Source organism: Kribbella sp. NPDC050470, from assembly GCF_044458365.1.
Taxonomy (GTDB): domain Bacteria; phylum Actinomycetota; class Actinomycetes; order Propionibacteriales; family Kribbellaceae; genus Kribbella.
On the sequence record NZ_JBITHV010000004.1, the window covers coordinates 89,176 to 106,872 of the forward strand.

Consider the following 17,697-nt stretch of genomic DNA (forward strand, 5'->3'; position numbering starts at 1 on the left):
GTCGCTTGTTAGGGGGTCTCGACGTGAACAACCGCGCGGTGCGCCAGCCAGGGCTGGACGAGTTGCGGCTGCTGGCGAAGGTGGCCCGGATGTACCACGAGAAGGGCATCCGGCAGCCGAAGATCGCGGCTGAGCTCAACCTGTCCCAGGCGCGGGTGTCGCGGATGCTCAAGCAGGCCGTCGAGGTCGGCATCGTGCACACCGTGGTGACCATGCCGAGCGGCGTGCACAGCGACCTCGAGGACGAGCTCCAGGGCCGGTACGGACTGCGGGACGCGGTCGTCGTCGACACCCTCGGCGTGGCGGACGACGTGCTCCCGGCGCTCGGCTCGGGCGCGGCGGCGTACATCGACATGACGCTCACCGGCGGGCATGTGATCGGTATCTCGTCCTGGAGCGAGACCCTGATCAGCGCCGTCGACCGGATGCCGCGCAAGAGCGTGCCGGTCGTGGACCGGGTGGTGCAGATCGTCGGCGGGCTGGGTGACGCCGCGGTACAGATGCAGGCCACCCGGCTGACCGCCCGGTTCGCCGAGCTGACCGGCGGGATGCCGGTCTACCTGCCCGCCCCGGGCCTGGTCGGCACCCCGGCGGTCCGGCGGGCGATGATGAACGACGTGTCCGTTCGGGACGTTCTGGGCACCTGGGGACAGCTCACCGACGCCCTGGTCGGGATCGGCAGCCTCGAGCCCTCACCGCTGTTGCAGCGCAGTGGGAACGCGGTCGCGGAGGCCGACCAGGACGAGCTGCGCCGGCTCGGCGCGGTGGGCGACGTCTGTTTCCGGTTCTTCGACGAAGAGGGAAAGCACGTGCGCTCGACGTTCGACCAGCGAGTCATCGGGGTGACCGCCAAGGAGCTGCTGGCGGTGCCGCGCCGGATCGGGGTGGCCGGCGGCGACCGGAAGTTCTCCGCGATCCGGGCCGCGCTGCTCGGCGGCTGGGTCAACATCCTGATCACCGACCTGGCGATGGCCAACCGCCTGCTCGACGCCTGATGGATCGCGAGGAGCAGCAAGACGTCTACCGGACGCTCGACCTGGCCCTGCGGGTCGGCGAGGTGCTGCTGTCCAGCGGCGCCGGTACGGCGGACGCGACCGCGACCATCCTCGGCGTCACCGCGGCCGGTGGGCTGCGCGGCTGCGAGGTCGACATCACCTTCACCTCGATGGCGATCTCGTACCAGGCGGCGCCCGACGTCGCGCCCGAGACCCACATCCGCCTGGTCCGCTACCGCTCGCAGGACTTCTCCCGGCTGACCGACGTCGACCGGCTGGTACGGCGACTCGCCCGGGGCGACGTGACCCGGGACGAAGCGAGTCGCGAGCTGGCGCGGCTGACGTCGGCGGGACCGCCGTACCCACGCTGGAGCGCCGTGCTGGCCTGGGGGGTGATGGCCGGTGGCGCGACGTTGCTGCTCGGTGGTGGCTGGCTGATCACGCTGGTCGCGGTCGTCACCGCGATCGTGATCGACCTGAACAACCGGTGGTTCAACCGGCAGCGGTTGCCTGCCTTCTACCAGCAGGTCGCGGGCGCGTTCGTCGCCACCGCGGTCGCGCTGGTCCTGTACGCCGTCCACGCGCCGGTGAAACCGTCCCTGGTCGTTGCCGCAGGCATCATCATGCTGTTGGCCGGGATCGCGCTCACCGGTGCCGTCCAGGACGCGCTCACCGGGTACTACGTGACGGCGGCGGCCCGAAGTTTCGAGGCGATGCTGCTGACCGGCGGGATCATCGCCGGCGTGAGCCTCGGCCTCACGGTGGGGATCAAGCTCGGTCTCAACGTCGGCATCGAGGCGCAGACGATCCAGCTGGCGAACCTGCCGATCATGGTCGGGTCCGGTGCGCTGATGGCGGTCGCGTTCGCGTACGCGTCGTACGCGCCGCTGCGGGTGCTGCTCCCGGTCGCGATCATCGGGGCGCTCGGGTCGCTGGTCTTCACGTTGATGACGCGGGCTTCGTTCGGGCCGGCGTGGTCGACGGCAGCCGCGGCCTTCGTGGTGGGTCTCGGGAGCTACTCGCTGGGTCGGCGTACCGGAGTGCCGCCGCTGGTGGTCGTTGTGTCGGGCACCATTCCGCTGCTGCCGGGACTGACGATCTACAAGGGCCTCTACGAGCTGATGGGACTGGGCAACCTGATCGGCATCGTCAGCCTCGCGACCGCGGTCGCGATCGGTGTCGCCATCGCGTCCGGTGTGATCCTCGGTGAGTACGTCGCCCAGCCGATCCGCCGCGAGGCCCGGCGACTCGAGGATCGCCTCGCCGGGCCACGCCTGGTCGGACCACGCCGTCCGGTCCGTCGCCGGACCGGATCCCGCCGGTCCCGCCGACGGTCTGCTCAGCCTCAGTAGGCCCGCCTTACCTGATCTCCTCCAGTACGACGTCGTCCAGCTGCAGCCAGACGTCCTGGCCGCGGCCGAAGAAGCCGCCGTACAGCTCGATCAGGGACTCACGGCCGGAGTCGAACTCGACGCTGACCTTCTCGTACGCCGGGTGCGCCCCGCCGGACTTCTGCGCGATGGTCTGGCCGCGCAGGGTGCGGACGCCGAGCATCGTCTCGGTGTTGTTCGCCGCGGTGCGCATCCAGGCGGACAGGCGGTAGCGGTGGTGCGGCCGGACGACGACGTTCTGTTGCAGCTGGTGGGTGCCGATCGAGTCCCGGACGTAGGCGTTGTTGGTGCCGCTGTGGCCGAGGTTGGACCGGTCGATGCCGCCCCGGCCGTTGAGCTGCCAGGGTGAGGTCGGCGTACTGCCGGTCTGGTCCTCGAAGCCGGGGTCGCTCACCAGGTTGGTGACCTGGCCGTCGTCGGTGAGCTTGGTGCGCATCAGGAACACGTTGTACGGATCCCACTGCGACATCGTGAAGTAGAGGTCGTCACCGGACGACCACGGGTGCATGTTGGTCCCGTACAGTCCGGGGAAGTCCTTGCCCTTCACAACAACCTGCTCGCCGCTCCACGGACCGGTCAGCGACTTCGACGAGCGCAGTACGACGGATGCCCGCGTCTCGTCCAGGTACATCATCAGCCACTTGCCGACGTGCGCGTTCCACTGCACCGAGACCTCGCTGACCGGGCCGATCGCGATCGGCACCGCCGCGCTCTCCTTCGGCGACCAGGTCCGGCCGTCCCAGTACCGCCAGGCGCTCTTCTGCAGGACCTGCTGCTCCGGGACTCTGGCGATGTGGGCGTTGCCGAAGCGGCCGTTCGGTGTGCCGATCATGTAGACGTAGCCCTGGTCGCGGACCAGGGCCACCATCTGGAAGTTGTTGTCCCACGCCTTGGTGTTCTGCCAGCGTGCGTTCGGGTCCTTGGTCCAGGTCTCACCGTTGTCGTCGGAGTAGGCGAAGCCGGAGTAGTTCGTGAACCAGCTGCCGGCCGGGCCCCAGTAGTTGACCGACATGTACTGCACGTACTGGCGCTTGCCGACCGCGATACCGCCGGTCGGGATGACCGTGTGCTCGTCGCGGTCGACCTTCTTGCAGTCGAGGAACTGCTTGGCGTGGCCGGGACGGTCCTCGGCGGCCGAGTCCAGCGACATCCCGTCGGCCAGGTTGCGGTCCTTGCTGCGGAACAGCAGGTTGCAGCGCCAGTCGATGGTGGCCGGGTCGCCGACACCGCCGCCCGGGCCGGTCCAGCCGCTGCCGTAGCTGTCGCCGAACGCGGTAAGGATCTCCCCGGACCCGTTGTCCCACAGGATGCCGAGGTCGGTCGCCTTCAGGGCGAACCGCGCCTCGGTGTCGTTGATCGACTCCGGGCCGGTCAGTTTGGCGATGCGCTCGGCGGGCGACGGCACCGCGGACGCCTGGGCTTCGGAGGACTGGTCGGCCGGCACCAGAGCGGCTCCGATCAGCACGGGCAGGACGAGTAGCAATCGTTTCCGCATGCGTTGTCTCCTCGGGCGGGGCAGAGCACGATCCTGAGAAATCGATTTCCGCCGAACGTAGTCCTTCGTTGTCAATGGGTCAACAGCTGGGTGTGGTTTACTTCCTGCTGGTGCGATTCCAAGGTGTGACGGTCGGGAGCTTCCCGGGCCCGTCGGCTCCGCCGGTGGCGGAGTGACCCGGCGCTGACCGGGGCCACGCGGTGATACCCCGCTTCTAGCTCGGACCCCCAGTGGTCCCTGACCGGAACCTAGGCGGTGTCTCCTGGTCCCGCGCCTACTGCGCGGCACCAGGAGACACCGCCACAGCCGGAGAGCGAAGCATGTTCACAGGAAGAATTGAGCATACGGCCACGGTCGTCGAGGTCGCCGGCGATGTCCTGCGGGTGAAGTCCGCGATCGCCGTCGCCCCGGGTGGCGCGGTGTGTCTGGACGGGGTCAGGTTCACTGCGGAGCCGGCCGGCGCCGGCGAGGTGCGGGTGAGCGTGACGGACGAGACCAGGCGCCGTACGACGCTGGACCGCATCTCGGCCGGTACGACGATGAACGTCGAGCTCCCGATCGCGGCCGGCGACCGGATCGACGGGCACCTGGTCCAGGGGCACGTCGAAGGGGTCGGCAAGGTGCTCCGGGTCGCCGCCGAACCGGCCGGGCGCCGGGTCTGGATCAAGCCGCCGGACCGCCTGCTCGCCAAGCTGGTGGCGAAGACCTCGGTCGCGATCGACGGCGTCAGCATCACCGTGGCCGAGGTGCTGAAGGACCGGTTCTCGGTCGTGCTCGTGCCGAACACATTGGAGAAGACCACGCTCGGCGCGCTGGCCGAAGGCGATCGGGTCAACCTGGAGAGCGATCTGCTCGTCCGGATGGCCCGCGACGGGCAGGGTCCCGATCTCCTGAAAGCGGTCAGCCAGTTGCCATGGGCGGGTCAGCTCAGTGGGGAGATCGGCGTGCAGAAGGTCGTCGCGCAGATCGCCGCCGGTGGTGGCGTCGTGGTCTGGGACCCGACCGCGGAGAGCGAGGGCGATGTCGTCTTCGCCGGTGAGCGGTTCCGGCCGCAGGCGATGACGTTCCTGCTGACGAACGCTTGTGGACACACGACGATCCCGTGTGCGGCCGACGTACTGGAGCGGTTGGAGATCCCGCCGATGCCGGGCGAGGGCGACCGGCAGGGTACGGCGATGCACGTGTCGATCGATCTGGCGTCCGCCGCCGGGACCGGGGTGTCCGCGGCCGAGCGGGCGGCGACGATCCGCCGGCTGGCGGCGGCGGACGCCGTACCGACGGACTTCCTGCGGCCGGGGCACGTGTTCCCGCTGGCCGCGCGACCCGGGCTGCTGGCCGAGCGGCTCGGGCACACTGAGGCGACGGTCGCGCTGTGTCGTGCGGCTGGGCTTGCGCCGGTAGGCGTGTGCTGCGAGGTGATGCGGCCGGACGGGGTGATGGCTGGGCCGGCTGACCTGGAGCAGTTCGCGTTGCGCTGGGAGTTGCCGATGATCGACATCCACGACCTGGTTCGGTGGCTGTGAACGGCGCCGAGTTGTACGACGATCCGGTCTTCCTCAGCGGGTATCGAGAGTTGCGGCGGGACGGCCTCGGGCTCAACGACGAGCTCGAGATTCCGGCGATGAACGCCGTACTGCCGCCGGTCGAGGGGCTGCGGGTCGTGGATCTCGGGTGCGGCGAAGGCGGTCTGGCTGTTCGGCTGGCTGCGGGTGGAGCTGAGGTGATCGCGGTCGATGCGTCGGAGCAGATGCTGGCGGCTGCGGAGCGGCATCCCGCAGTGCGTTATGTCCGGGCGGATCTGGCCGACTTCGACCTTCCGTCCGGATCGGTGGACCTGGTGGTAAGCAGCCTGGTGTTGCACTACGTCGAGGACTTCGTGGGCCTGGTCGGGCGGGTTACGCAGTGGCTGACGCCGGGCGGGTCCTTCGTGTTCTCGATCGAGCATCCGGTGGTGACGGCCCCGCTGACCGCGGCCGATTGCGTGGTCGACGACTACGCGGACGAGGGCCCGCGGCAACGGATGTGGTTCGTCGACGGTGTGATCAAGTATCACCGCACGATCGGGACCGTGCTGAGAGTGCTGCGGCAGCAGGGATTCCGCCTCGAGGTGGTGGACGAACCGGTGCCGACTCGTGCACAGGTCGAGCGTCATGCGCATCTCGCCGTACACCGGCGTCGGCCGGCGTTACTCCTGGTCGCAGCCGTCCGTTAGAGTTACTGACTGGAAACATCGGCTGATCGCCGGGGTGGCCCGGCGGGCTCGGAGGATCGACGTGGCTTTGGGTAGGACATCCCCGCGGGACCTGCCGTTGTTCGCGGATCTGTCCGGACGCGACATCAGGGACATCTTCCGGGCCGGCGAGGAGGTCTCGGTGCCGGCCGGCTGGTCGCTCATCCTGGAGCAGACCCCACCGGACGCGGCGTACCTGATCCTGAGCGGCACGGCCGCGGTCCGGGTGAAGGGCGAGCAGATCGCCGAGCTCGGCCCGGGCGACATCGCCGGCGAGGTGGCGGTCCGGAAGAACACGTTGCGGACGGCAACGGTGACGGCGAAGTCGCGGCTGCAGCTGCTGCACTTCACCCGGGAGAAGTTCGACGACCTGACCAACCGGCTGCCGGCCTTCCGGGACGCGATCGACGCCACCATCGCCGAGCGCCGTGGTGGCTCCTGACACTGCGGAGCCTGCCGATCCGGCTGCCGTGCAGCGGGACTTCGAGCAGGCGCTGCTCGGCGGCGAGCGGAAGTTCACCCGGATCCAGGTGTCGGAGCGCGCCGGGATCTCGATCGCCCGCGCCGAGCGGATGTGGCACGCGCTCGGGTTCGCGACCGTGCCGGACGACGAGGTCGCCTTCACCGACGGCGACGTCGAGGCGTTGCGGCTGGTCGCGGCCCTCGAGGACGACGGGTTCATCGACCCCGAGCTGGAGTCCTCGCTGGCCCGCAAGCTAGGCCAGACCCAGTCCCGGCTCGCGTCCTGGCAGTCTGCGATGTTCCTGGAGTTCCTCGGCAACTCGAAGCTGTCGGCCGACGAGGCGATCGAGGTGGCCGGGCTGCTGCTCCCGGCGATGGAGCGGCTGCAGACGTACGCCTGGCGCCGCCACCTGGCCGCGGCAGCCGGTCGGGCAGTGGCGGGTTCGGACCAGTTGGCGCGCGGGATCCGCGCGGTCGGGTTCGCCGACATCGTCAGCTACACCCGGCTGGCTCGCCGGCTGAGTGAGGTGGAGCTCGGTCAGCTGATCGAGCGCTTCGAGGGCACGGCCGCAGACGTGGTCGCTCTCAACGGCGGCCGGGTGATCAAGTCGATCGGCGACGAGGTGCTGTTCGTCACCGACACCGCCGCGCAGGGCGCCGCGGTCGCTCTCGCCTTGCAGGACGCCGTCACCGTGGCGGGCGACCTGCCCGAGCTGCGCATTGGTCTTGCCTACGGCAACATCCTGATCCGGCTGGGCGACGTGTACGGCGAGGTGGTCAACCTGGCCGCCCGCCTCACCTCGGAGTGCAAACCCGGCCGTGTCCTCGCCGACCGCGAGCTGGCCGCGGCGCTCGACGGCCACCCCGACTACCGGTTGCGCCGGCTCCGGCGAGTCTCGGTCCGCGGCTACCACCACCTGGTCCCGTACGCCGTGCAACGCGCGGAGTGAGTCAGAATTGCCTGTGTGCGCGAGATTCTGACGACGGCCGAGTTGGCGAAGGCGAGTGCCGGTGATCCGCTGATCGTCTGGGCCGGGCAGGGGCTGCGCCCGTGCGTCCGAGCCTGGTACGACGGGGCCGCGGTTGCCGTCGCCGCGCCGGATCTCTCCAAGCGGGACCGTCTCGCCGTCCTCGGCCCGGCGGACGCGGTCGCGCGGCTCACGGTCGAGGTCCTCGCCGAGGTGGGGACGAGCTTTCGTCCCTTCGGCGATGAGCGGTTGATCCGGGAGCTCGCCGACCGGGTGCCTGGGCTCTCCTTCACGGCTGCCTTCGGCTGGATGGATACCGCAGAGCGTTCCGTGGTGACCACCACGGCTGCCTGGCTCGACGGCGACGACGGTGTCGAGGCGCTGCTCACCGAGGCCGCGCCGTCGTCGTACGCGTGGCCCGGGCGTTCCGGCGTACGGCGGTGGGCTGCAGTGACCGGTGATCGCGGGGATTTGCTGAGTATCGCGGCGGATGCGTGGAGCGCGCCGGAGATCGGGTTCCTGGCCGGTGTTGCGACTGCACACGTTGCCCGCGGCAAAGGCTTGGCGCGTGAAGTGTGTGGGTTCGTCACGGACGAGTTGGTGAAGCGTCACGGGCGCGCCGGCCTGATGGTTGACCGCGACAACGCTGCCGCCATCGCGGTCTACCACCGTCTCGGCTACACGTACCGGTACGTGGCTGCGGCGGGCTTTCAGTAGGTCCCGTGGTGGCGGGACGGGTCGTCTGGCGAGAATCGGGCGGCCCAGGTGGTTGCGTCGGCGAAGGTCGGGTCGCCGAGGAGGCCGGCGGCGGCGAGATTTGGTGGGGCGGTGGCCTGTTGCCACTGGTCGGCGCGGAGGCCGAGGTACTTCAGGTGGGCTAGTTCCTCCAGCACCTGGTAGTCCTGCGCTACCGCCTTCGAGAGGTCCAGCGACTGCAGTGCCGGCAGGGTGCGCAGCGGGGTGAGGTCGACCGGTAGGCGGGTCTGGATCTTGAGGCGGCGCAGCGTCGGGTGACCGCTCAGCGCGCTCAAGTCGATCTGGTCGAGGCCGATGAAGAGCTCCTCGACGGGCGTGTCCTGGAGTGGCGAGAGGTCGGCGGACGCGCAGTTCGTCAGGGCGACGTGCCAGAGGACGGGCAGGCCGCGGACCGGCTCGAGATCGACCTGGAAGGCGTTCTTCACCCGCAGGTCCTGGATGCCGTCGTGCACGCCTTGCGGTGGCACGGCATGCCCGTTGACCTCGAGCATGACCGGGCCGTTGCCGACCGTGTTCCAGTTCGTGGTCACCACGCCGTTGGACTCGGTGTAGTCGCCTCGGTCCAGCGCCTCGACGTGCAGCCGTAGCAGCGTGGTCACCGAGTCGGCGACGTAGACCGGGCCAGGGTGGTCCTTGCCGATCCGGACGACCTGTCCCGGACTGCCTTGTGGACCTGGATCCAGGTCGACGGCGAGGAAGTTGCCGAAGGTGTCACCGGCGAACGGGATCCACGCCGGCCAGTCGACTGCTCGCCGTACTGCCAGGGCCGGAACGCAGTCGAGCTGTGGCGGGCTGGACACCTCGGTCGCCCAGTCGCGCTCGCCCCACCACCGCTCGAGGGGCGGTGCCGCGACCGACTCGAGCCCGAACCACACGTGGTTGTCGAAGATCCCGGCGCCGCCGTCGCCGTCGATGACGGAGTAGAGCGCGAGCAGGTCCGGAGGCAGGTCGGATTCGTCCGCCTGCATCGGCGGAGGCAGCTTGCCGAACAACTCACCCGGTTTCCGATCCAGGATCCGCTCGACGTGGTCGACGTACCGGTGCAGGAGCTCGACGGCCTCGGCCGGGTCACCTGCTGGTACGGCGTTCGCCGGGCCGGACTGGAGCTCGGCGGGCTCGAACGGCAGGTCGTAGGCGTCGAGGACGTAGAGGTAGCCGGGGTTGAGCTCTTTGACCGACTCGCTGGTGACAGCCTCGTACGCGCCGGAGGCGTGGACGACGAGGTCGAGCAGGACGGAGTCGACCGCATCGACCGCCTCGTGGAGCTGGGTGAGCTGCTTGTGGAGCCGCTCGTCGTCGGCCTCGCGGTAGGGGCCGTCGTCGGGCTGGTAGCGGGGGCCGCTGCGGTAGGACCAGGTTTCGCCGACTGTCGCGGTCAGCGTGGCCTGCTGCCAGCCTTCCGGTCCGTCCTCCGCGACCGTGCGCGCGATCGCTCCGAGGACGTCGTCCGCCTTCACGCGCCGTTGTTCCAGGCGGAGTCGGCGAGGATGGCTCGCTCGTCGTCGGTGGCTGGACGGGTCCAGAGCACGCCGGGTACCTCAGAGGCCACCATGCGGGCCAGCAGACCGCGCAGGAGGTCGATCGGCGGGGTCTGCGGCTGGGCCTGCCGGGCTTGGCCGTAATGGTCCAGCACGCGGCCGAGGTCCAGCACCAGGTGGTTGGTGTGCCGGCTCCGGTCCGCCTCCATCCGTTCGCGGGCCCGGTCGAAGGCTTCGTCGTCCGACGCGCCGTGCTGCCTCGCGTGCTCCGCCTGGTCGGACATGGCGTCCCGCTCCTCGCGCAGGCTGAGCCCGGTCGCATGGACGACTGCTTCGACCATGCTGTCGCCGTTCCACGATCCGCCGGTGACTCGCTGGTCGTTGTGCTGCATCAGCACGTCCATCACCAGGTCAGCGAACTCCGAGCTGTCCATCCCGTCGACGCCTTCGGCGGGGAACCAGCCGTCCCGCAGGTGCAGGACCCCGGGCTGCTCCTGGTCGGCGAACTCGTCCAGCAGCCGCCCGACCGCGCTCACCGGGTACGACACCGCATCCGGGCCGAGGGCAACGAACCGCTGGGCGAGTAGGTAGAGCGAGATGACGGTGTGCGGTGCGAACAGCATGAGCTGACCGCTGCTGCCGTCGATGGATACCGGGCCGTCCTTGCTCTTGTGGTACGCCTGCAGGCCGGACATCAGAGCAGTCTCCTGCTCCTCGGTCAGCGCGGACTCCCAGTCCCACTTGCGTTCCACCGCGAACTCTTCGTCCAGCTCGTCGTCAGGACCGCGGAGCAGCCACCAGAGCGCCAGGGCGATGAGCAGGACGACGACGGCAACGATTCCGAGCACGATCCACACAGGGCGTTTCCTCACACGACGGGCGACAAGGCCCGTCACCCTAGTGTCTGGTGGGGTTCACCGTTCAGCGCGTGGGCTGGACGGTCAGGGTCACGCTGGTGCTTGGGGTCGTCGTCGGTTTGGTGCTCACGCTTGGTGTGATGCTTGGCGTGGTTATGGTGGCCGGGGCCGGTGGCGGGGAGAACGAGGCCTGGTCGGAGTTCTTGCAGGTCTGCTGCTCCACGTTGGCCCCGTCGTCGATCATCACGGGCAGCGGGAAGCTGTTGCTGGTGGCATCGGCGTTGTCGAAGTACCTCGCGCAGTCCTGCTTGCGCAGGCTGATCGGAGCGCCGTCCTGGTCGTACAGCCGGACCGGCACCTGCTTGCCCTGGGCGTCGAACGGGTAGATGTTCGTGACCGGCGTGCCGTTCAGGACCAGGCCGTCCTGGTACGACGCCGACCTCCCGCTGTAGTCGTCGTACCCGTTGAGGAATCCGAACGACGCGCCCATGTAGGCGGCGGCCAGGAAGGCCGGCACGGCGACGGTCGCGACGACGTTGAGCGGTACGACGTACCAGAGCCAGCGCGCGTCCTCCTGGGTCTTGCGGCCGATCCAGATCGACACCGCGGCGCCGGCCAGCGCGCCGACCACCGTGACCGCGCCGGCGCCGAACAGCGCGAAGAAGCCACCGCCGCCGGTGGCGCCGCGGGCGACCCACCAGACCGGCTGGCCGATGGTGACCAGCTCGCGGCGGACGTTCGGCGGGATCTGGTCGACCAGGCCGCGGACGGCCTCGGCGCCCTGCGCGCCGCGGGGCGTCTCGAGCACGATCCGCGGATCGTGGCCGCGCAGGGCGCGGACGCCGAGGTAGGCCGCGGCGAACAGCACGCCGAAGCCGAGAACCCCGAAGAACAAGGTCTCCTCGTGTGACCACGCGAAGATGCCGATGGCAACGAAGAACGGTCCCACGGTCGCCGCGATCAGGCCCCAGCGGAGCGCCTTCCGGGCTGCGTCGCGATCGGCGACCGGCTGCGTGCGGGGCGGGTAGCCGGCTGCGGTCCGCAGCTCGTCGGCGTACTCCCGCGGTGTCCCGAGCCGCTCCTGCAGGCCGGCGGTGGTCGGCTCGTGCTCGAACTCGGCGGCCACCTCGGTGAGGTGACCGCTGACGTCCTCGAGCACGTCCTCCAGCTCGCCCGGCGGCAGATCGCTCAGCTCGGCCCGCACCTGGGCCAGGTAGATCGCGACGGCTCCGGTCAGGGTGCTGTTCACGCGGCCTCCTCCTCCGACAGCAGCACCGACATCGTGTCGGCGAAGTGGTTCCAGGTCTTGGTCGACTGGGCCAGCATGTCCAGGCCGGTCTTGTTCAGCCCGTAGTACTTCCGGTGCGGCCCCTCCTCACTGGGCTGCACGTACGACGTCAGCGCCCCGGCCGCGAACAGCCGCCGCAACGTCCCATACACCGACGCGTCCGCGACATCCTCCAGCCCCGCCTGCCGCAACCGCCGCAGCACGTCGTACCCGTACCCGTCGGCATCCCGCAACACCGCGAGCACCGCCAGATCCAGCACACCCTTGAGCAACTGGCTCGTATCCACACCAACCTCCTCACCCACCAGAAGACCGCGGCCTCCAGTCCTACACCGACCACACTACTACACAATGCGCAGTACTCCACAACGCACCACATACCCACGCACCGCCACGCCCGCTCCTACGTCGCGTGCTCGCCGCGCTCGCACCCACCCGCCCTTCTGCGCGCTACCGCGCGCCCCCCGCGGGCTGCCGCCCGCAAGTCGACCACCCCGTGGACCCGCCGACCTGTGGATCTCCAAACCAGCGTGGTCGCGGGTCTAGTCGCCCGAACCGTCAGCCGAGAGCAGCCTGATGCGGCTGCGGAGTTGGCGTGGGTAGTAGAGGCCGGAGTGCAGCAGCAGGGCGGCCGATGTGCCGTAGATCAGGGCCCAGAGCGAGCCTGACACCGCGGAGCCGACGGCGTTGAGCGCCATCAGCGCGCCGATCGCCGTTCTGATCCGAGGGCCCGGGATCCAGGTGGATGATGACCCCAGCTCGTGCGAGGCGATCCGGAGCGCCGCCGCCCGGACTTCAGGGTCGGACGGCACTGGGCCCCGTCGAGCGGCGCGGTGCGCGAGCTCCAGCTTCTCGGCCGGCAGGTCACCTTCGACCTCCGCGAGCTCGCGCCGTATCCGCGGCTCGAACCGCCACAACGCGAAGCCGAACACCACACCGCCGAACGCGGCAAACCCAGTTGTTGTCGCCCAGCTCGCCCCGTCGGTCCTGACGAAGACGCCGATCCCCGCCGCGCCGATCAGACCGCACGCCACCGATCCACGCCACCCGGAGAAGAACCTCTGCACGGGCCAATCATCCAGATCGGCGCCTCGGTGCGCCAGGTCCGCAATTTTGATCAAGTGCTGTGGGAGGTGGGGCGGGCACAGTAGGGGGATGGTGGATGTGTTCGAGGAGTTCGTGGCGGTGGTGGCTGAGGGGTTGGCCGCGCCGGGCGAGCTGGTGGGTGGGGCGGATCTGGCGGGGCGGGTGCATCTGTCGCGGTTCCACTTCGACCGGGTGATCGGGGCGGTGGCGGGCGAGTCGCCGTACGCGTTCCGGAGACGGGTTCTGCTCGAGCGGGCGGCGTACCGGCTGCTGGCGGAGGACTCGCCGGTGCTCGACGTCGCGGTGGAGGCCGGGTACGGGTCGCACGAGGCGTTCACGCGGGCGTTCGTGCGGGCCTATGGGATGTCGCCGCGGGAGTGGCGTCGGGAGTCGTCGCGGGTGTTCTTCCTGTCGGCGCCCAGCGGGGTTCATTTTCAGCCACCGGCGGGCCTACGGCTGCCGGCGCGGAAAGAGGTGAGAGGGATGGATGTGCTGGTCCGGATGGTCGAGCACCACGTCTGGCTGACCGGCGAGATGATCGAACGCGGCGCCCGCCTGGACGCGGCCACGCTCGACCGGCCGATCGAGCTCTCGGTGGAGGGAATCGACGACGACATCTCGATCCGGTACCTGCTGGACCGGCTGGTCTGGCAGGAGGAGATGTGGCTGGCGTCGGTCGAGGACCGCCCGTTCAAGGTCCCCGAGTGCGGCCGCCAGGTCGTCACCCCGATCCCCGAGCTCCGCGAACGCCATGCGCTCGCCGGCTCCCGCTTCGTTGCCCTGATCAACCAGCTGAACGACGAGGGCCGCTTCGACGAGTCCTTCGTCGACACCACCTGCGAACCACCGCGCGTCTTCACGTACGGCGGCATGGTCGCCCACGTCCTCACCTTCGCCGCCCACCGCCGCTCCCTCCTGATCGGCGCCTTCTACACCGCCGGCATCACCGACCTGGGCTTCGGCGACCCCATGCACCACGTCGCCGAAGGCAAGTAGCCACCCTGCTCAAGAGTCGCCGGGGCCGATGCTCGCCGGCATTCCGAACGCTGCGACGTGATGAGCTCCGACGAAGGCGTTGCTCGCCACGATCCGCCCGTTCGCGATCGTGAGTACGTCGACGACCGTTGCGTCGTACCGTTCGCTGCCGGGGTGGCGGAGGTAGCAGATCAGCGCAGGCCGGCCGTTCGCGGCGGACGGGAACGTGCGCCAGTCGAGGGGACGGCCGAGGAACTCGGCGGCCGCCTCGCGGCCCACGACCGGGGGATCCGGCGGCATGGTGATGCGGACGTCCTCGGCCAGCAACTCCCGGAAGCCGGCCGGATCCGTCGCGGCGGCATAACGCCGCAGGATCTCCTCGTCCGCGCTGGTCAGCGGCGGCCTACGCCAGTCCCGCGGATCACCTGGCGCATAGTGCCGGATGGTCTTCCGGGCCCGCTGGATCAGACTGTTCACCGCCGGTACGGCGAGTTCGAGCCCGTCGGCGATCTCGGCCGGGGTCCAGCCGGAGACGTCACGCAGTACGAACGCCGCTCGCTGCCGCGGCGGCAGGTACATCAGCGCGGCGATCAGCGCGAGCTCGATGGTCTCCCGGGCCGCCACGTCCGACGGCGGGTCCCCGCCCAGTAGCGAGTCGGGATACGGGCCGATCTCGGTGGACCACTCCATCGGGTCGCCGACCGGCAGGGTCCGCCGCTCCGCTGCCTTCCGGTGGTCGAGGTAGACGTTGGTGGCGATCCGGAAGAGCCAGGTCCGGAGGGACGCCCGTCCTTCGTACTGCGCGCGGGAGCGCCAGCCCCGCAGAAAGGTCTCCTGGACGAGGTCGTCCGCGTCGGCGACATTCCCGGTCAGGCGGTAGCAGTGCGCGTGCAACGGCCGCCGGTGCTCCTCGAACGCGTCCCGGAACCACGCCTCGTCCGCGGTGCTCGCCATCCGCTCGGACCCTCCTCCCGCCGCCGGGTACGCCGTCGCCGAGAAAGTGCGATGACGATCCGCCTGGTCGCTCGTCCGTATTCATAACACCTGACGAGCACACCTGGAGGAACCCATGACCGCACTGCCGCCGATCGTCGACCGCGAGACCTGGTGCCGCGAGCGCCGTACCCTCCTCGATCGGGAGAAGGCCCACACCCGCGAGGGCGACGCGATCGCGGCGGTACGGCGCCGGCTGCCGATGACCGAGGTCGACGCCTCCGCCACCCTGATCGGGGAGAGCGGCCCGGTGTCCTTCCTGGACGTTTTCGACGGCCGCGATCAGCTGATCGCGTACAAGCACATGTGGCACACCGGCGCGGGGATCGAAGGCCAGTGCGTGGGCTGCACCGCGAGCATCTTCGACGTCCACGACGCGAGCTACCTGAACCATCGGGGCGTGTCGTTCGCCATCTTCTGCGAGGGACCGTGGGACGAGATCGCGCCGTTCCGTGAGTTCATGGGCTACACGTTGCCGTGGTACTCGATGCTCGGCGTCGACGACCGCGGCGTCGGACCCGGCCTCATCGACGAGCCGGGCAACATCGCCTGCTACCTGCGCGACGGCGAGCGCGTCTTCCTCACCAACGAGATTGTAGGCCGCGGCGTCGAAACGACCATGCTGCAGGCCCACCTGCTCGACCTCACGGTCTACGGCCGCCAAGAAGCCTGGGAAGACTCTCCCGCCGGCTGGCCCCAACACCCCACCGCCACCTGGTGGACGAAATCCGGCCGCCCCGTCCCCCAATGGACCAGGCCAGGTGATCTCTCCACATGATGTGCTCCTTGGAGGTTCGGAGTTGTGGGTCCTGGTGGTGAGCGGGGCTGCCGCGGATTGCGGCATCGGCACGGCAGCCCCGCCGCTTGTGGCTTCGAGTCAGTCGCGGGGGTCGTACGGTCGGTCTGTCGGGTCGGCCGTCTCGTTCTCGGGTATCCGATCGCAGCGGACCTGATCGTTCGGATAGAGAACCCTCAGTACAGACGCGTATTGCTCGGCCAGTTCGATCGGCGCGATGCGGCTTGCTATCACGACATCGCCGCGGACGACGCGCACGCGCCAATAACGCCGCGCGGTCACAGCGCTGAGGTTCGTGCTAGTTCGTTCGTCACGGACAGATCGCCGAACTGTTGGCGAGCAACTGCCTCGTAACGGGCCGAGTCGTGCAGGTCTCCGATCCAGTCCGTTATCAGGTGTTCGCCAAGCCACAGGCGCACGCGTCTCCACTCGGTTTCACGCTCCCCGTTTGCCGCCGTCGTTCGCACTGCGCTCTCCCACCTCTATGCGTTCGCCGTCGAGATGGCGCTCTCCACGTAGCCATCCTTCGAACGCCGGCCGACTCTGTTCGGGGCAACGCCGGACGTACTCTGCGATCTCGTCCTCGCTCAGGTCGTTCACATCCGTCGCCCCTCCTGTAACCAGCTCGTCGCGTACCGTAGATAGTGGTGCAGACTTGGTTGCCTGAACTGCCACAGAACCGTCACAGCCGCCCGTGCGTCGGAGGAGTGGGCCATGAGCGAAACGAAGGCCACGAGGATCGGTCGTCGAATCGCTGAACTGCGGAAGATTCACGGAGCGACGCAGGTCGGCCTGGCTCAAAAGGCGAACGTGTCCGAATCGGCGATCCGGAAGATCGAGGCGGGCGACCGGGCGGCTTCGCCGGCCATGGTCGCTGCTCTCGCCCGAGCCCTGAACGTCAACATCACGGACATCACCGAGCAGCCGTACGGCGCCTGGAATGCAAGCCCGGAGTCTGACCAGGCAGCTGTTCCCGCCTTGCGTCAGGCACTGGTCGAGGGCGATGACCCGGACTTGGACGTCCCTCGACGTAGCCTCGCCGAACTTCGGGTTGACGTCGCCAAGCTCAAGGAGTGGGACCGCCGCACCGAACATGCCGCGGTGATTCGCGCGCTTCCGGACTTGCTCAGGCATCTCCATCGCGCTCACAACGACGCGTCGACGGCCGAGAGTCCGGTCGCGGCGGAGTTGTTGGCGTCGACCTACTGTTTCGCCGTGATCGGGCTCTACCGGCTGGGCCACCTGGATCTGGCACACCTTGCGGACGAGCGTGCTCGCCGACTTGCGGACCGCGGGAACGACCCGCTGAGGTCAGCAACCGCGGAATGGCACCACGCACTGATATTGCTCTGCGACGGGTCCTATCGTGCCGGGTTGCGGGCCATCAGCCGGGCCCAGGAGGTAGTTGGCGAGGCGCCGGACATCGAGGCCGCGCAGGCCTTGCGAGGAGCTCTGCACCTCCGCGGATCAATCCTTGCCGCACGAATGACCGATACCGACCTGGCGGACGCATACCTTGCCGACGCCGAACAGTTAGCTGCTCCGAAACAGGAAGCGGCGAACTACTACGGGACCAAGTTCGGCCCGACCAACGTCGATATCCACCGTGTGGCCGTACCCGTCGAAATGGCCGACGGCACGACCGCCGTCGCTCGGGCTGCCAAGATCAAGCTCCCGGTCGACACTGCGCCGAGTCGATCCGGTCACTACTGGATCGACCTGTCCCGGGGTTGGCTTCTGCATGGTGATCGTCGGCGGGCCCTGGAGGCGCTCAACATTGCTCGTGGAATCGCTCCGTTGCTCACCCGGTACCACCCTCAGGTTTATGAGACCGTACAGTCGCTGGCGATCAGCGACTCGCGGATGACTGTCAGCCTTGCTCGCTTCGCGGCTTGGTGCGGCATTCGCACCTAGCATCGGAGAGTTC

Annotated in this window: 18 protein-coding genes; 10 read left to right on the plus strand and 8 right to left on the minus strand. The window is 69.1% G+C overall.

Translation table 11 applies throughout. The features are described from left to right. Positions 1-5 precede the first annotated feature (5 nt). Positions 6-995 (plus strand): sugar-binding transcriptional regulator, encoded by a 990-nt coding sequence (locus ACIBGM_RS12380; RefSeq protein ID WP_360518995.1) that lies wholly within the window; start codon positions 6-8, stop codon positions 993-995. Continuing rightward, a complete protein-coding gene (locus ACIBGM_RS12385; protein WP_396385440.1) occupies positions 995-2,347 on the plus strand; it encodes a threonine/serine exporter ThrE family protein in 1,353 nt (450 codons plus the stop codon). The genes ACIBGM_RS12380 and ACIBGM_RS12385 overlap by 1 nt, the downstream gene beginning before the upstream one ends. A gap of 7 nt (positions 2,348-2,354) precedes the next feature. On the opposite strand, the gene ACIBGM_RS12390 is transcribed toward ACIBGM_RS12385, so the two are convergent. Continuing rightward, positions 2,355-3,881: a DUF4185 domain-containing protein gene (locus tag ACIBGM_RS12390; RefSeq protein WP_396385441.1), complete on the minus strand. Its 1,527-nt coding sequence runs from the start codon at positions 3,879-3,881 to the stop codon at positions 2,355-2,357. A gap of 320 nt (positions 3,882-4,201) precedes the next feature. Here ACIBGM_RS12390 and ACIBGM_RS12395 point away from each other — a divergent pair, with 320 nt between their 5' ends. From ACIBGM_RS12395 to ACIBGM_RS12415, 5 genes are all read left to right on the plus strand, one after another. Next, a complete protein-coding gene (locus tag ACIBGM_RS12395) occupies positions 4,202-5,404 on the plus strand; it encodes a 3,4-dihydroxy-2-butanone-4-phosphate synthase (RefSeq protein ID WP_360519409.1) in 1,203 nt (400 codons plus the stop codon). After that, positions 5,395-6,093 carry a class I SAM-dependent methyltransferase gene (locus tag ACIBGM_RS12400; protein ID WP_396385442.1) on the plus strand — a complete coding sequence of 233 codons (699 nt, stop codon included), beginning with the start codon at positions 5,395-5,397 and terminating at the stop codon, positions 6,091-6,093. The genes ACIBGM_RS12395 and ACIBGM_RS12400 overlap by 10 nt, the downstream gene beginning before the upstream one ends. Positions 6,094-6,154: 61 nt before the next feature. Further along, positions 6,155-6,553 (plus strand): cyclic nucleotide-binding domain-containing protein, encoded by a 399-nt coding sequence (locus ACIBGM_RS12405; protein ID WP_396385443.1) that lies wholly within the window; start codon positions 6,155-6,157, stop codon positions 6,551-6,553. Next, positions 6,543-7,523: an adenylate/guanylate cyclase domain-containing protein gene (locus ACIBGM_RS12410; RefSeq protein ID WP_396385444.1), complete on the plus strand. Its 981-nt coding sequence runs from the start codon at positions 6,543-6,545 to the stop codon at positions 7,521-7,523. The genes ACIBGM_RS12405 and ACIBGM_RS12410 overlap by 11 nt, the downstream gene beginning before the upstream one ends. A 15-nt stretch (positions 7,524-7,538) precedes the next feature. After that, positions 7,539-8,258 carry a GNAT family N-acetyltransferase gene (locus ACIBGM_RS12415; RefSeq protein WP_396385445.1) on the plus strand — a complete coding sequence of 240 codons (720 nt, stop codon included), beginning with the start codon at positions 7,539-7,541 and terminating at the stop codon, positions 8,256-8,258. Here ACIBGM_RS12415 and ACIBGM_RS12420 read toward each other — a convergent pair. The 5 genes from ACIBGM_RS12420 to ACIBGM_RS12440 all read right to left on the minus strand — a co-directional run bounded on the left by ACIBGM_RS12420 (position 8,252) and on the right by ACIBGM_RS12440 (position 12,987). Next, positions 8,252-9,754 (minus strand): SMI1/KNR4 family protein, encoded by a 1,503-nt coding sequence (locus ACIBGM_RS12420; RefSeq protein WP_396385446.1) that lies wholly within the window; start codon positions 9,752-9,754, stop codon positions 8,252-8,254. The genes ACIBGM_RS12415 and ACIBGM_RS12420 overlap by 7 nt on opposite strands. Further along, positions 9,751-10,632 carry a hypothetical protein gene (locus ACIBGM_RS12425; protein ID WP_396385447.1) on the minus strand — a complete coding sequence of 294 codons (882 nt, stop codon included), beginning with the start codon at positions 10,630-10,632 and terminating at the stop codon, positions 9,751-9,753. The genes ACIBGM_RS12420 and ACIBGM_RS12425 overlap by 4 nt, the downstream gene beginning before the upstream one ends. A gap of 64 nt (positions 10,633-10,696) precedes the next feature. Further along, positions 10,697-11,881, minus strand: coding sequence for a DUF1700 domain-containing protein (locus ACIBGM_RS12430; RefSeq protein ID WP_396385449.1), 1,185 nt, complete (start codon positions 11,879-11,881; stop codon positions 10,697-10,699). Next, positions 11,878-12,207, minus strand: coding sequence for a PadR family transcriptional regulator (locus ACIBGM_RS12435; RefSeq protein ID WP_360519385.1), 330 nt, complete (start codon positions 12,205-12,207; stop codon positions 11,878-11,880). The genes ACIBGM_RS12430 and ACIBGM_RS12435 overlap by 4 nt, the downstream gene beginning before the upstream one ends. A 255-nt stretch (positions 12,208-12,462) precedes the next feature. Beyond that, positions 12,463-12,987 carry a hypothetical protein gene (locus ACIBGM_RS12440; protein WP_396385450.1) on the minus strand — a complete coding sequence of 175 codons (525 nt, stop codon included), beginning with the start codon at positions 12,985-12,987 and terminating at the stop codon, positions 12,463-12,465. An 88-nt stretch (positions 12,988-13,075) separates the two neighbouring features. Here ACIBGM_RS12440 and ACIBGM_RS12445 point away from each other — a divergent pair, with 88 nt between their 5' ends. Next, entirely contained in the window at positions 13,076-14,002 is a 927-nt protein-coding gene (locus ACIBGM_RS12445) for a helix-turn-helix domain-containing protein (RefSeq protein ID WP_360519379.1), read from the plus strand. Between the two features lie 9 nt (positions 14,003-14,011). On the opposite strand, the gene ACIBGM_RS12450 is transcribed toward ACIBGM_RS12445, so the two are convergent. Beyond that, complete coding sequence (locus tag ACIBGM_RS12450) at positions 14,012-14,935, minus strand: RNA polymerase subunit sigma-70 (protein WP_396385451.1); 924 nt, start codon at positions 14,933-14,935, stop codon at positions 14,012-14,014. A 115-nt stretch (positions 14,936-15,050) separates the two neighbouring features. Between ACIBGM_RS12450 and ACIBGM_RS12455 the strand changes: the two genes are divergently transcribed. After that, on the plus strand, positions 15,051-15,752 hold the full coding sequence (locus tag ACIBGM_RS12455) for a DUF899 family protein (protein WP_396385452.1): 702 nt from the start codon (positions 15,051-15,053) through the stop codon (positions 15,750-15,752). A 99-nt stretch (positions 15,753-15,851) separates the two neighbouring features. Here ACIBGM_RS12455 and ACIBGM_RS12460 read toward each other — a convergent pair whose 3' ends face one another. Continuing rightward, a complete protein-coding gene (locus tag ACIBGM_RS12460) occupies positions 15,852-16,052 on the minus strand; it encodes a hypothetical protein (RefSeq protein WP_360519370.1) in 201 nt (66 codons plus the stop codon). A gap of 432 nt (positions 16,053-16,484) precedes the next feature. Here ACIBGM_RS12460 and ACIBGM_RS12465 point away from each other — a divergent pair, with 432 nt between their 5' ends. Beyond that, positions 16,485-17,684: a helix-turn-helix domain-containing protein gene (locus ACIBGM_RS12465; RefSeq protein ID WP_396385453.1), complete on the plus strand. Its 1,200-nt coding sequence runs from the start codon at positions 16,485-16,487 to the stop codon at positions 17,682-17,684. Positions 17,685-17,697: the final 13 nt, after the last annotated feature.